The 12852-nt window shown below is 69.5% G+C and carries 14 protein-coding genes and 1 riboswitch; of the genes, 8 read left to right on the top strand and 6 right to left on the bottom strand.

Translation table 11 applies throughout. The features are described 5' to 3' along the window. Positions 1-123: 123 nt before the first annotated feature. From DT073_RS06460 to DT073_RS06475, 4 genes are read left to right on the top strand one after another with little or no spacing between them, the layout of a single operon-like run. Positions 124-1392 carry an ABC transporter substrate-binding protein gene (locus DT073_RS06460; protein ID WP_164478158.1) on the top strand — a complete coding sequence of 423 codons (1269 nt, stop codon included), beginning with the start codon at positions 124-126 and terminating at the stop codon, positions 1390-1392. Then, positions 1389-2348: a carbohydrate ABC transporter permease gene (locus DT073_RS06465; RefSeq protein ID WP_124292648.1), complete on the top strand. Its 960-nt coding sequence runs from the start codon at positions 1389-1391 to the stop codon at positions 2346-2348. The genes DT073_RS06460 and DT073_RS06465 overlap by 4 nt, the downstream gene beginning before the upstream one ends. Beyond that, on the top strand, positions 2345-3259 hold the full coding sequence (locus DT073_RS06470) for a carbohydrate ABC transporter permease (protein WP_124292649.1): 915 nt from the start codon (positions 2345-2347) through the stop codon (positions 3257-3259). Before DT073_RS06465 ends, DT073_RS06470 begins: the two co-directional genes overlap by 4 nt. Further along, complete coding sequence (locus DT073_RS06475; RefSeq protein WP_124292650.1) at positions 3256-4203, top strand: glycoside hydrolase family 43 protein; 948 nt, start codon at positions 3256-3258, stop codon at positions 4201-4203. The genes DT073_RS06470 and DT073_RS06475 overlap by 4 nt, the downstream gene beginning before the upstream one ends. 10 nt (positions 4204-4213) lie before the next feature. Here the strand turns inward: DT073_RS06475 and DT073_RS06480 are convergent, their stop codons facing one another. Further along, positions 4214-5743, bottom strand: coding sequence for a family 20 glycosylhydrolase (locus DT073_RS06480; protein ID WP_124292651.1), 1530 nt, complete (start codon positions 5741-5743; stop codon positions 4214-4216). Between the two features lie 57 nt (positions 5744-5800). After that, a riboswitch (ZMP/ZTP riboswitch) is annotated at positions 5801-5902 on the top strand. Between the two features lie 28 nt (positions 5903-5930). Here DT073_RS06480 and glyA point away from each other — a divergent pair. From glyA to DT073_RS16150, 4 genes are all read left to right on the top strand, one after another. After that, positions 5931-7205: a serine hydroxymethyltransferase gene (glyA, locus tag DT073_RS06485; RefSeq protein ID WP_124292652.1), complete on the top strand. Its 1275-nt coding sequence runs from the start codon at positions 5931-5933 to the stop codon at positions 7203-7205. 160 nt (positions 7206-7365) lie between these two features. After that, positions 7366-8250 carry a bifunctional methylenetetrahydrofolate dehydrogenase/methenyltetrahydrofolate cyclohydrolase gene (locus DT073_RS06490; RefSeq protein ID WP_124292653.1) on the top strand — a complete coding sequence of 295 codons (885 nt, stop codon included), beginning with the start codon at positions 7366-7368 and terminating at the stop codon, positions 8248-8250. Positions 8251-8310: 60 nt separating this feature from the next. Continuing rightward, complete coding sequence (locus tag DT073_RS06495; protein ID WP_124292654.1) at positions 8311-8613, top strand: hypothetical protein; 303 nt, start codon at positions 8311-8313, stop codon at positions 8611-8613. Beyond that, positions 8610-8741, top strand: a complete 132-nt coding sequence (locus tag DT073_RS16150) for a hypothetical protein (protein ID WP_276310448.1) — start codon at positions 8610-8612, stop codon at positions 8739-8741. Before DT073_RS06495 ends, DT073_RS16150 begins: the two co-directional genes overlap by 4 nt. 32 nt (positions 8742-8773) lie before the next feature. On the opposite strand, the gene DT073_RS06500 is transcribed toward DT073_RS16150, so the two are convergent. The 5 genes from DT073_RS06500 to DT073_RS06520 are packed head-to-tail and all read right to left on the bottom strand — an operon-like array spanning position 8774 to position 12807. Then, positions 8774-9508: an amino acid ABC transporter ATP-binding protein gene (locus DT073_RS06500; RefSeq protein ID WP_124292655.1), complete on the bottom strand. Its 735-nt coding sequence runs from the start codon at positions 9506-9508 to the stop codon at positions 8774-8776. Continuing rightward, positions 9505-10356 carry an amino acid ABC transporter permease gene (locus tag DT073_RS06505; protein WP_240638791.1) on the bottom strand — a complete coding sequence of 284 codons (852 nt, stop codon included), beginning with the start codon at positions 10354-10356 and terminating at the stop codon, positions 9505-9507. Before DT073_RS06505 ends, DT073_RS06500 begins: the two co-directional genes overlap by 4 nt. A gap of 34 nt (positions 10357-10390) precedes the next feature. After that, positions 10391-11356 (bottom strand): ABC transporter substrate-binding protein, encoded by a 966-nt coding sequence (locus DT073_RS06510; RefSeq protein WP_353681950.1) that lies wholly within the window; start codon positions 11354-11356, stop codon positions 10391-10393. A 44-nt stretch (positions 11357-11400) separates the two neighbouring features. Continuing rightward, the gene (locus tag DT073_RS06515) at positions 11401-11970 is read right to left on the bottom strand and encodes a hypothetical protein (RefSeq protein WP_124292656.1); all 570 of its coding nucleotides are present in this window, start codon (positions 11968-11970) and stop codon (positions 11401-11403) included. A gap of 39 nt (positions 11971-12009) precedes the next feature. Continuing rightward, positions 12010-12807, bottom strand: a complete 798-nt coding sequence (locus tag DT073_RS06520; RefSeq protein ID WP_124292657.1) for a transglutaminase-like domain-containing protein — start codon at positions 12805-12807, stop codon at positions 12010-12012. Between the last annotated feature and the right edge of the window lie 45 nt (positions 12808-12852).

The following is a 12852-nucleotide window of genomic DNA, read 5'->3' on the forward strand; positions in this document are numbered from 1 at the left end:
GCGGAAAAATTTACAGCGCTGTACAGTGTCCCTCATCGCGGCTGTCACAGCTGGGCCGCGCGATGCGTTTTCAACGAGGAGGACTTCATGACAAGGTCACATCGACGGGGACGAGGACGGGCAGTGCTCGCCGCCTCCGCGACACTGGCGACCGCGCTGGTACTCAGTGCCTGCGGCGGCGGCGCTCCGTCGACGGGCGGGGAGTTCACCGGCGAGTACGACGGACCGGAGGTGACTCTGTCGTTCTGGAACGGCTTCACCGGCGGGGACGGACCGTTCATGCAGCAGATGGTCGACCAGTTCAACGAGGAGCACGACAACATCACGGTCGAGTCCAACACGATGCAGTGGGCCGACTTCTACCAGCGACTCCCCGCCGCCGTCACGGCCGGGGAAGGCCCCGACGTCGGGGTGATGCACTTCGATCAGCTCGGTTCGAACGCGGCGCGGCAGGTCATCCTTCCCCTCGACGACATGGTCGACGAGCTCGGGCTCAGCGCCGACGACTTCACCGAGACGGTGTGGGAAGCCGGTGAATACGACGGCCAGCGCTACGGCATCCCGCTCGATGTCCACTCCCTTGCGATGTACTACAACACCGAGCACTTCGCGGCCGCGGGCATCACCGAGGCGCCGACCGACGAGGCGTCGTTCATGGCGGCGCTGGACGCTCTGCAGGCGGCCGGGTACGAGACGCCGTTCTGGATGCCCGCCCGGTGGCCCGGACACCTCATGTTCATGACCCTCGACTGGCAGTTCGGTGGTGAGCCGTACGCGCAGGACGGGTCGGAGGCGACCTTCGCCGATGAGTCCGGCGTGCAGGCGCTGGAGTGGATGCGCGGGATCGTCGACGAGGGGTACAGTCCCGAGGACGTCGCCATCGATGCGCAGTACGTCGCCTTCAAGAACGGTGAGACGTCCATCACCTGGGACGGTATCTGGCAGTTCAACGATCTCGAAGAGTCGGGGCTGCCCTACGCCGGCGCCCCGATTCCGAACATCGGTGGGCAGGAGTCCACGTGGGCGTCATCGCACCAGTTCTTCCTGCCCCGTCAGGACGACGAGAATCGCATGAACGCCGCGAAGGTCTTCATCGCCTGGATGAGCGAGCACTCCGAGGACTGGGCCGGCGCGGCCATGATCCCCGCCCGACAGTCGGTCCTCGACAGCGGGGCGCTGGACGGCATGCCGCAGGCTCCGATCGCCGAGGCCTTGGACAGCATGCGCTTCACGCCCACGGCACCCGGCATCGGAACGGTGACCACCGAGACGCTGGAGGTCGCCGTCGCCGACGGTGTCCTCGGCGCTGGTGAGCCGGCCAGCGTGCTCGAGGAGGCGCAGGGCCGCGCCACGCAGCTCATGGAAGAGAACCTGGCCACGTTCGGGCAATGAGCCAGACGACCTCTCCCTCCGGCGCGGGCGCACTCGCCACAGCGAGTGCGCCCGCGCGGCGGCTGCGTGATCACGGTCGCGCCACGCCGTGGTTGTTCCTCGCGCCCTACCTCCTGCTGTTCACGGGGTTCGTCGTCATCCCGGTGGTCCTCGGCCTCTGGATGAGCCTCCACCAGTGGGACTACACGCTTCCTCTGAAACCCTTCGTGGGGCTCGACAACTACGTCGACCTGTTCACGCCCGGATCGACCACGTCGGGGATCTTCTGGCAGGCGATGCAGGCCACGGCGATCTTCACCGTCGCGAGCGTGCCCTTCCTGCTCGTCATCCCCCTGCTGGTGGCGCTGCTGATGAATGCGAAGTTCCCGGGGCGCAATTTCTTCCGCGCCGTGTACTTCGCCCCCTACGTCCTGGGTGTCGCGGTCGTGGCCGTGCTCTGGCGGTACCTGCTCGACAACAACATCGGGCTCGTCAACTACTACCTCGGTGTTCTCGGTCTTCCCGATGACACCGCCTGGCTGACCTCCACCCCGGCAGCCTGGGTCGCCCTCGTCGGCGTCACGGTGTGGTGGACCCTCGGGTTCAACGCCATCATCTACCTCGCCGCTCTCCAAGACATCCCCGCCGAGCTCTACGAGGCGGCGCGGATGGATGGCGCCGGTCGCTGGCAGCAGTTCCGCAACGTGACCCTTCCGGGTCTTCGACCCATCCTGACCTTCGTCACCATCAACACACTCATCGCTTCTGCGAACATGTTCGGCCAGTCCTACCTGATGACCCAGGGCGGACCAGGGCGCGAGACGCGGACCGCGATCTACCAGATCGCCGAAACGGGGCTGCGCAATTTCCAGATGGGGGATGCGGCGGCGATGAGCTACATCCTGACCCTCTTCCTCATCGGGTTGAGCGTCGCGGTGTTCTGGCTGTTCCGTGAGCGCAAGGGAGCGCGCAAATGACCACCGTCCGATCCGCGCCCCGGGGCGCGCAAGCCGCTTCGCCGACAGCCTCGGAGGCCATCCCGAAGCGTCGGAAGGCGAGCGCCGGTCAGCGGGTGCGCGGCAGTCTGCGGCTGGTCGCGCTCGTCGGAATCGCGCTGGTGTTCATCAGCCCGCTGGTGTTCATGCTGATGACCTCGTTCAAGACGCGCGCGGATGCCACGAGTGTCCCCCCGAGCTGGATCCCCGAGGAGTGGACCCTCCAGGCGTACCAGACGATTCTCGGATCGGCATCCACGCCGGTCTTCACCTGGTTCCTCAACAGCGTCACCGCGGCGGTGGCGAACTCGGTCCTCGTCGTGATCACGGCGTCGCTGGCCGCGTACCCCTTGGCGCGCATGCAGTTCCGGGGTAAGAATCTCGTCTTCGGCGCGATCATCGCCACGCTCCTCGTGCCGCCCGTCATCCTCGTCATCCCGAACTACCTGATCGTCAGCGAGCTGGGCTGGCTGAACTCCCTCGTGGCGGTCATCGTGCCGACCGCTGCCGGCGCTTTCGGGGTCTTCCTGATGAGGCAGTTCTTCCTCTCCATCCCGGTGGAACTCGAGGAGGCTGCGCGTCTGGACGGCGCGAACAGATTGCGCACCTTCGTCAGCGTGGTGCTGCCGTTGGCCAAGCCCGCTCTCGCCACGTTGGGACTTCTGGCGCTCCTGACGAACTGGAATGACTTCCTCTGGCCGGTGTATGTGCTCTTCAGCCCTGACGTGCAGACGCTCCCCGCGGGTCTGTCGACCCTCCAGTCGGCCAACGCGGTGCGATACGACCTGCTGATGGCGGGTGCGGTCATCGCCAGCGCCCCCGTCGTGCTGCTCTTCGTGGCGTTGCAGCGCTTCATCGTCGAGGGCGTGTCCCAGTCGGGAATCAAAGGATGACGCCGCGCCGCGTCATCCTGGGCTCGGCCCTCTTCCTCCTCCTCACCGTCACAGCGAGCGGGTGTGCCGGCGGGCCGGACCTCACGCCGGTGCTGCGGGAGAACTTCGCCGATCCCGACGTCCTGCAGGTGGACGGCGGATACGTCGCGTACTCGTCGGACGGGAACAGGAGGAATGTGCCGGTCGCGACCTCCGACGACCTCCGCTCCTGGGAGTTGGAGGACGACGCGCTGCCCGACCTGCCGTCGTGGATCATCCCGGGCAAGACCTGGGCGCCGGAGGTCACCGAGATCTCGCCGGGCCGATACGTCATGTACTTCACGGCGACGAATTTCCAGCCGACCTTCCAGTGCATCGGGGTCGCCGTCGCCGACGATCCTCTCGGACCCTTCACCGTTCAGGGCGACGAGATGCTCGTCTGCCCACCGGAGGAGGGCGGAGCGATCGATGCGACGACGGTCGAGATCGATGACGAGTGGCACCTGGTGTGGAAGAACGACGGGAACGCCGTCGGTGTCGACACGTGGATACAGACGGCTCCGCTCACCTCCGATGGACTCGCCCTCGCCGGTGAACCGGTGAGGATGCTCAAACAGGACCAGGCGTGGGAGGGCGACCTCATCGAGGCGCCGACCGTCGTCGCCCATGACGAAGGCGGCTTCACCCTGCTCTATTCCGCCAATTCGTACGGGGGCGACGAGTACGCGATGGGGTATGCCGTCGCCGACGATCTCGCGGGACCCTGGGAGAAGGCGGACGGGCCCTGGATCTCGACGGCGTCGCTCGACGAGGAAGTGCGCGGCCCCGGCGGGCAGGACGTCGTCACGGGTCCGGACGGAGAATCGTGGCTGGTGTTCCACGGATGGGACTCGTCGTACACCTACCGGATGCTGCACACGGCGCCGCTGACATGGGAGGAGCGCGCGCCCCGCCTCGGCGGATGACGGAACGGGGTCAGTCTTCCGACCAGGTGATCCCGCCGTCGGGGTGGAACGCGATCCCCTGTCGCCGCCAGAGCGGGCCGAGTCCGCCGACACGGCGGCGGAACGATTCCCACGAGCGCTCGGGGGTGGAGCCGAGCGGTGCCGACCACGCCGCCTCGGCTGCCGCGGCCAGGCGCGGGAACATCATGGTGTCCAGGCCCGCGAGGTCGTCGATGGTCTCGGTCCACACGGCCGCCTCGACGCCGACGATGTCGTCGTCGGCGATCCCGTCGATGATCGAGGCCGGATCCCACTCGTAGGCCCGCCGGACACTCGTGGGGCCGTTCGCCCAGGTGAGGCCGCGGGGGGTGTCGCCGTCGTACTTCATGTCGAGGTAGACCGCGTCGGCGGGGGAGAGGATGACGCCGCTCGCGCGGCGCACGAAGGCGCGCGCCGCGTCGGCGCTCTCGGCGTCGGGGGTCGTCAGGCCCCAGTACTGCCCGACGGTCTCGGGGGCGACGTCGGCGCGCCCCGCGTCGTGCCAGGTCAGCGGCACCTTGCCCAGATCGGCGACGAGCTGCGTGACGCGCGAGAGGAAGGAGTCGTACTGGTCGGGGGCGGTGCCGAACGCCTCGTCGCCCCCCAGGTGCAGGTACGGACCCGGCGTGAGGTGGGCGAGCTCCCCGAGCACATCGGCGACGAAGTCGAACGTCGCCTCGTCATCGAGGCGGAGCGAGGAGAACCCCACGCCGAGCCCGGTGTACGGCGCCCCTGCAGCGGGGAGGGCCTCGCCGCGGGTGCCGGCTTCAGCGGCGAGCTCGGGGGTGACGACGGGGTCGGCTGCGAGATGCGGGTAGGCGAGGCCGACGGCGTGCGTATGCCCCGGCAGATCGATCTCGGGGACCACGGTGAGGTGGCGGGCGGCGGCGTACGCGACGATCTCCTGGTAGTCCTCCCGCGTGTAGAAACCTCCCGGACCGCCGCCGATCTCCGAGCCCGACGCCGCCGCGGTGAGGGCCGGGTGCGCACGCAGCTGCAGACGCCACCCCTGGTCGTCGGTGAGGTGGAGGTGCAGGTGCGTGAGCTTCAGGCTCGCGGCCCGGTCGATGACGGCGCAGACGTCGGCCACCGGGAAGAAGTGGCGCGCGACATCGAGCATGAGCCCGCGATAGGCGAAGCGGGGAGCGTCGTCGATGCGGATGGCGGGCACGAGCCATCCCTCGGAGACGGGGGTGAGCAGCTGCGCAAGGGTGTGAAGGCCGGCGGCGAGCCCGGCGGCGTCGGCGGCGGAGATCTCCACGCCGGTGTCGGCGGCGACGAGCCGGTACGCGCTGAGCGGCCCGATGTCGGACCGCTGCGAGAGGGTGAGCGCGAGGGAGGAAGCGGAGCCGTCGAAGGGCAGAGCGAGGGCCTGCGCGGTGGCGGCGGTAAGGATGCGGCGGGCCGCGGCCGCCGCATCCGGATCAGCGATCAGGGGGGTCTGCGCGGTCAGGACGAACGGGGCGCCCTCGATGGCGACCACGGAGCGCGGAAGGGGGACGAGGGCCGGAATCGCCGTCATGTAAGGATCCTTTACAAAAAGCGGTCCGATCAGCCTACCGTTCGCGATCCACTATGCTCGGGGTGTCGCGACTGGCGTTGAGGTGGGACACCACCGGGGAGCGACCGGGAGTCATCCGTCCGACCGCAAAGCATCCGACCGCACGCCTGGGCCGATGTCCGATCCGCCGCTGTGGAAGGAGACCGTCGTGTCCGATCCGATCTTCAACGCCCCTCTCTCCGAGGTCGACCCTGAGATCGCCGACGTGCTCGAGCGCGAGCTCGACCGCCAGCGGGGCTTCCTCGAGATGATCGCGTCCGAGAACTTCGTGCCCGTCTCGGTGCTGCAGTCCCAGGGCTCGGTGCTGACCAACAAGTACGCCGAGGGGTACCCCGGTCGCCGCTACTACGGCGGCTGCGAGGTCGTCGACATCGCTGAGGAGCTCGCCATCGAGCGCGCGAAGGCGCTGTTCGGCGCCGGGTTCGCCAACGTCCAGCCGCACTCGGGTGCCACGGCGAACGCCGCCGTGCTGCACGCGATCGCCCGCCCCGGTGACACACTGCTCGGTCTCGCGCTCGACCAGGGCGGTCACCTCACACACGGGATGAAGATCAACTTCTCCGGTCGGCTGTTCGACATCGTCGCCTACGGCGTCGACCCCGAGACCTCCCTGATCGACATGGACGAGGTGCGGCGCCTCGCCGTGGAGCACAAGCCCAAGGTCATCATCGCGGGCTGGTCGGCCTACCCCCGTCAGCTGGACTTCGCCCGGTTCCGCGAGATCGCCGATGAGGTGGGCGCCTACCTGTGGGTCGACATGGCCCACTTCGCCGGCCTCGTGGCCGCCGGTGTGCACCCCTCGCCCTTCCCGCACGCCCACGTCGTGTCTTCCACCGTTCACAAGACCATCGGCGGTCCGCGCTCGGGCATCATCCTCACCGACGATCCCGACCTGGCCAAGAAGATCAACACCGCCGTCTTCCCGGGTCAGCAGGGCGGGCCTCTCATGCACGTCATCGCCGCGAAGGCGACCGCGTTCAAACTGGCGGCGACGCCGGAGTTCCGAGAGCGTCAGGAGCGGACGCTCCGCGGCGCGAAGATCCTGGCCGACCGGCTCATGCAGCCCGATGTCGCCGCCGCCGGCGTGGCGGTGCGCTCGGGGGGCACCGACGTGCACCTCGTGCTCGTCGACCTGCGCGATGCCGCGATCGACGGCAAGCAGGCCGAGGACCTTCTCCACGACATCCGGATCACCGTCAACCGCAATGCCGTGCCGAACGACCCGCGTCCGCCGATGGTGACCTCGGGCCTGCGGATCGGCACCCCCGCGCTCGCCACGCGCGGGTTCGGTGACGCCGAGTTCACCGAGGTGGCCGACATCATCGCCCTCGCGCTCCAGCCGGGTGCCGACGTCGAGGCGCTCCGCGCGCGGGTCGCCGCCCTCGCCGATGCGTTCCCGCTGTACCCCGGCCTCACGCAGTAACCCGCGGCCCGCTCCGCGGAATCCCACTCACCGGGCACCCGCCCCCCGGCGCCCCGCGCCTTCCCGCGAGAATGCATCTGGACGCCGAGGATGCGGGCGCACCCCGCACTCTCGGCGCGCAGATGCACTCTCGCCGCAGGGACGCAGAAGGAGAGACGACATGACGGCTCAGAAGCTCGACGGCAAGGCCGCCGCCGCGGCGATCCGCGCGGAGTTGACCGAACGGGTCGCCGCGCTCACAGCACGGGGCGTCACCCCGGGCATCGCGACGGTGCTCGTCGGCGCCGACCCCGCCTCGCAGCTGTACGTGGGCATGAAGCACAAGCAGTCGGTGGGCATCGGGATGAACTCGATCCAGCGTGAGCTGCCGGCGGATGCCACGCAGGAGGATGTCGAGGCCCTCATCGACGAGTTGAACGCCGATCCGGAATGCCACGGCTACATCGTTCAGCTGCCGCTGCCGAAGCACCTCGACACCGACCGGATCCTCGAGCGGATCGACCCGGCGAAAGATGCCGACGGGCTCCACCCGACCAACCTCGGCCGTCTGGTTCTCAACGTCAACGCGCCGATCACGACGCCCCTGCCCTGCACTCCGCGGGGTGTGATCGAGCTCCTGCTGCGAAACGGCTACGACCTGAAGGGCAAGCACGTCGTCGTCGTCGGCCGCGGCGTGACGATCGGGCGGTCGATCGGCTTGCTCCTGACCCGCCGCGAGATCAACGCCACGGTCACCCTCACCCACACCGGCACCCCCGACATCCCGTCCTTCCTCCGCCAGGCCGACGTCATCGTCGCCGCCGCGGGGGTCAAGCACCTCGTGCGAGCGGAGGACGTCAAGCCCGGCGCCGCCGTGCTCGACGTCGGGGTGACCCGCGAGGACGACCCCGAGACCGGCGCTCAGCGCGTGTACGGCGACGTGCATCCCGATGTCGCGGAGGTCGCCGGCTGGCTGTCGCCGAACCCCGGCGGAGTCGGCCCGATGACCGTCGCGCTCCTCATGACGAACGTCGTGGAGGCCGCCGAGCGCTCGCTGGAGGCCTGAGCCGCGGCATCCGCCCCTCCTCATCGTCCCCGGCCTGTGGAGCCGGATTAGCGTAGGGGGATGGACGACACCGCGCGCCGCGCGATCGACCGGGCGCTCATGCCCCTCGTCGTGTCGACGGGGGCCTGGGGAGTGGTCGACGCGCACTGGCTCCCCGGTCCGGATGGCACGCCGGTGGTGTGGCTGCGGACGCGCACCGAGATCGAGCGCGTTGCGCTGGAGGCCCAACCGTGGGTGGAGGCGCAGGTCCGGGTGATCCTCACGAGGCTGAGCGTGGACTATCCGCTCGTCGCCCGCACGCGCTTCGAGATCACGTCGCTCGAGCGGCAGGGGAACCTCTTCGGCGACGGGCTCCCGGCGTGACCCCCGATCTGCCCCGCTGCCCGACCTGCGGCGACCGGTTGCGGTACGAGATCCTCGACGACGAGCGCTTCCTCGTGGCGTGGTCCTGTGTGAACTGCGGCGTCATCCGGACCACTGAGCCGGTCTGACGCGCGGCCGGCGTGGCTCGCACCAGGGCTGATCAGGTCGTGAAGCGCGAGAGGAACCGTCGCGTCCGCTCCTCGCGGGGCGCGACGAGGACCTCATCCGGCGGCCCCTCCTCGACCACCCGTCCCTCGTCGAGGAACAGCACGCGGTGAGCGACATCGCGGGCGAACGCCATCTCGTGGGTCGCCATGAGGATGGTCGCCCCCTCCTCGGCGAGGGACTGCACCAGCTCGAGCACCTCTCCGACGAGCTCGGGGTCGAGCGCCGAGGTGATCTCGTCGAGGAAGAGCACCTCGGGGTCGGTCACGACGGCGCGCACGATCGCCGCGCGCTGCTGCTGACCGCCCGACAGCCGGTCGGGATGCTCGCGCGCCTTGTCGGCCAACCCGATGCGCTCGAGGAGAGCCATCGCCTTCGCTTCGGCGTCGCGCCGCGGCATCCGGTGCACTTTCCGCGCGGCGAGGGTGACGTTGTCGATGACCGACAGGTGGGGGAAGAGGTTGTAATGCTGGAAGACCGCGCCGAACCGCGCGCGCACCCGGTTGCCGTCGACGCGGGGGTCGGAGATGTCATCGCCACCCAGCCGGATGACGCCGTCGTCGATCGTCTCGAGAAGATTCAGGCAGCGCAGCAGCGTCGACTTGCCCGACCCGCTTGCCCCGATGACGGCGACCACCTCGTGCGCCGAGAGGTCGAGCCCCACGCCGCGCAGCACCGAGCGGTCTCCGAACGACTTCCAGATGCCGTCTGCCTGCAGGAGCGCCGTCACAGGATCGATCCCATCTGCTCGCGTCGCTGCAGCCGTGCCGTCCACCAGTCCGCGAGGCGGATGGTGGGGATCGCCAGCAGCACGAACAGCACCGCCGCGACGATGTACGGGGTGAAGTTGTACGCCAGCGATGTCTCGATCTGCGCGGCCCGAACCGCATCGACGGCGCCGATGACCGAGACGAGCCCCACGTCCTTCTGCATCGCGACGAAGTCGTTCATGAGCGGGGGCGTCATCTTGCGGAGCGCCTGCGGCATCACCACGAGGCGAAGCGACTGGGCATAGCCGAGGCCCATCGCCCGTGCGGCCAGGCGCTGCGAGGGGTGCACGGCCTCGATGCCGGCGCGGATCACCTCGCTCACGTACGCCGAATAGGTGATCGTGATCGCCGCGGTACCCAGGATGACCGGGGGGATGCGCTCGTTCACGAGCCCCGGGATCCCGAACCCCACGAGGTAGAGCACGATGATCAGCGGGATGCCCCGGAAGACGTCGGTGTAGCCGGCCGCGAGCGCCCGGAGCGGGAAGAACACCGCGCCGCGCAGGGTGCGAAGCAGCGCGATGACGGTCGCGCCGATCGCGACGGTGATCACCGAGAGTCCCAGCACCTGCAGGTTGAGCAGGAACCCCTCCCACACGCGCGGGAGAGAGGCGATGGCGGTCTCGGGGTCGAAGAACGATCGCTGGACCGACTCCCACCCGGGGGTGTTGACCACGGTGAGCCAGACCGCCACCGCGAAGACGACGGTGGAGATGACGGCGATCAGCACCGACCGGGTCGACTGGCGCGCGCGGTAGGCGCGACGCTCCAGCTCGAGCGCGCTCGGCTGATGGATGTCGGCGCTCACCCTTCGACGCTAGCCGACCGCTCCGGGCCGGGCTTCACTCCAGCAGCGTGACGCCGGCACCTTCGCCCAGCCACTCCTGGGTGATGGCCTCGAGCGTTCCGTTCTCGCGCAGCGCGTCGACGGCGGCGGTGACGCGCTCGGTCAGCGGCGAGTCCTTGGCCAGCACCAGGCCCCACTCGTCGGGGATGCCGGCGGTGGGGAGCTCGCCCACGATGAACGAGTTGTCGATGTAGACGCCGGTGGCGTAGTACGCCGTCGGCGTGTCGAGCACGAGCCCGTCGATCTGGCCGGCCTCGAGGGCGGCCTTGGCGTCTTCGTTGGTGTTGTAGAGCTGCGCGGGGGTGTCGGGCTGGACGACCTCTTCGATCGTCTGCGCACTGGTCGACCCGACCATGGCGCCCAGCAGCAGACCCTTGGTGTCGGCGAGCGAGGTGACGCCCTCGGCGGCCTCGTTGCCTTCGATCGCGACGATCGCCTGGCTCGCGGCGTAGTACGGCGAGGAGAAGTCGACGTTCTCGGCGCGTTCGGGGGTGATGGAGTACTGCTGGATGTTGATGTCGAAGTCCTTCGGCCCCGGCGCGATCGCGGCTTCGAACGTGGTGCGCACCCACTCGACATCCTCGGGGGCGAAGCCCAGCTCTTCGGCGACGGCGTACGCGACCGCCGCCTCGAAACCCTCGCCCGAGGCCGGATCGTCGTCGATGACGTACGGGTAGTACGCCGGCTCGCCCGTGGCGATCGTGAGCTTGCCGGGGGTGATGTACCCCTCGTCGGCCGGAGCCGACGACGCGTCGGAACCGGTGTCGGCGTCGGAATCGCCGCTACCGGTGGCGCAGCCGGTGAGGGCGAGGGCGGCCACGGCGATGCCGGCCAGGGCCAGGTGCAGGCGGGGACGGGTGCGGGACATGGCTGCCTCCAGATACGGGATGTCGCGCGCCGCGTGCTGCCGCGGGATGCGCCCCTCCATCATCCTGCGAGAGAGCGGATGCTGCGCCGCCACGCGTCGCTTTGTTACACGCTCTTCACGCGCGGGGAAGGCCGGGGTCAGAGCTCATCGAGCATGCGGCGCTGTTCCTCGGTCAGGCCGTCGCGGAGTTCCTTCCGCCCCTGCGCGGCGGTGCGGGAGTCACCGACCGCGGGGCGCGGGCCCGTGGCATCCGCTCCCGCCGGCGCCGCGGCACCCCCCGATCTCGCGCCGGTGGCGCGGTCGTACAGGGCGCCGGCGTGCGCCTCGACTCGATCGTCGATGACGTCGTAGATCGCCCAGCCGATCATGAGCAGCACGGGAGGAAGGAACCACCCCCAGAACCATCCCCCGATCGACACGCCGGTCAGCAGCACCGTGGCGATCCACACGAGGAAGGCGACCGCGAAGGCGACGAGGAACTCCGCGACCTTCTCGCCCACCCGGGTCCGCCGGTCGGCGGAGCGGGCCGCCATGCCGCCGAACCATCGGGAGAGGAGCGGCTTGATCCAGATCACGATCGCGGTGAGCACGATGCCCGCCCACAGGGCCGCCCACCCGACGCGCGCGGGCGTGAGGAACCCGATCATCAGCAGCACCGCGATGTTGAACACCAGCAGCGAGACGAACCGCACGACCCAGGTCTTCATGGCTCCAGCGTGCCACGCCCGCTTCGCGGGGGCCACGGGTCAGCGCAGGGGCACGAGCTCGGTCAGGTCGTCGTCGGGCAGCACGTCGGCGACGGCGGTCACCGTCATGGTGCCGAGCGCGACGGCCCCGGAGATCGTGGTGAGGAAGGCGGTGTCGGCGGCGTCCCGGCCGGTGGCGATGCGCACGAGTGTGCTGCGAGGCGCGAGGGTCGTCGCATCCACGACGTACCAGGCGCCGTCGATGTGAGCCTCGGCGACGGCGTGGAAGTCCATCGGGTGAAGTCCCGGGGCGTACACCGAGACGAGCCGGGCCGGAACGTTCCGGGCACGCAGCAGGGCAACAGTCAGGTGGGCGAAGTCGCGGCAGACGCCCTGTCGGGCAAGGAGCGTGCGCATCGCGCCGTCGGTCGGCAGGCTCGATCCGCTGACGTAGGCCAGACGTGTGCCGACCCATGATGACACCGATGCGAGCAGCTCGGCCGGGTCACTGATCCCGGCGAACTCGGCAGCGGCGGTGGGGAAGAGGGCGTCCGACTCGGCGTAGCGGCTCGGCCGCCGGTAGCGCACGAGCTCCGCCTCGCTCGCGGTGGCGGGCTCGGCCCGGCCGACGATCGTCGCCGAGTAGTCGACCACGAGGGCGCCGGGACGCGTGACGATCCGGTGCAGCCGCGTGCCGTGCTCGTCTTCGAGTTCGTCCGCCTCGATCGGCTCGCCATCGATCGTGACGCTCAGCTGCTCGCGCTCGCGCGGCACCCCGGCGGCGACGGCGATGGAGAACACCAGCTCCGACGGCTCGGTGACCTCGAGCTCCAGGTTCGCGCCCACATCCCGCTTCATGCGTCCACTCTCGCGGGCGCGGGCACCGCCCACAACCGCGCGGAC

The sequence above is a fragment of the Microbacterium sp. ABRD28 genome (assembly GCF_003850245.1).
GTDB lineage: Bacteria > Actinomycetota > Actinomycetes > Actinomycetales > Microbacteriaceae > Microbacterium.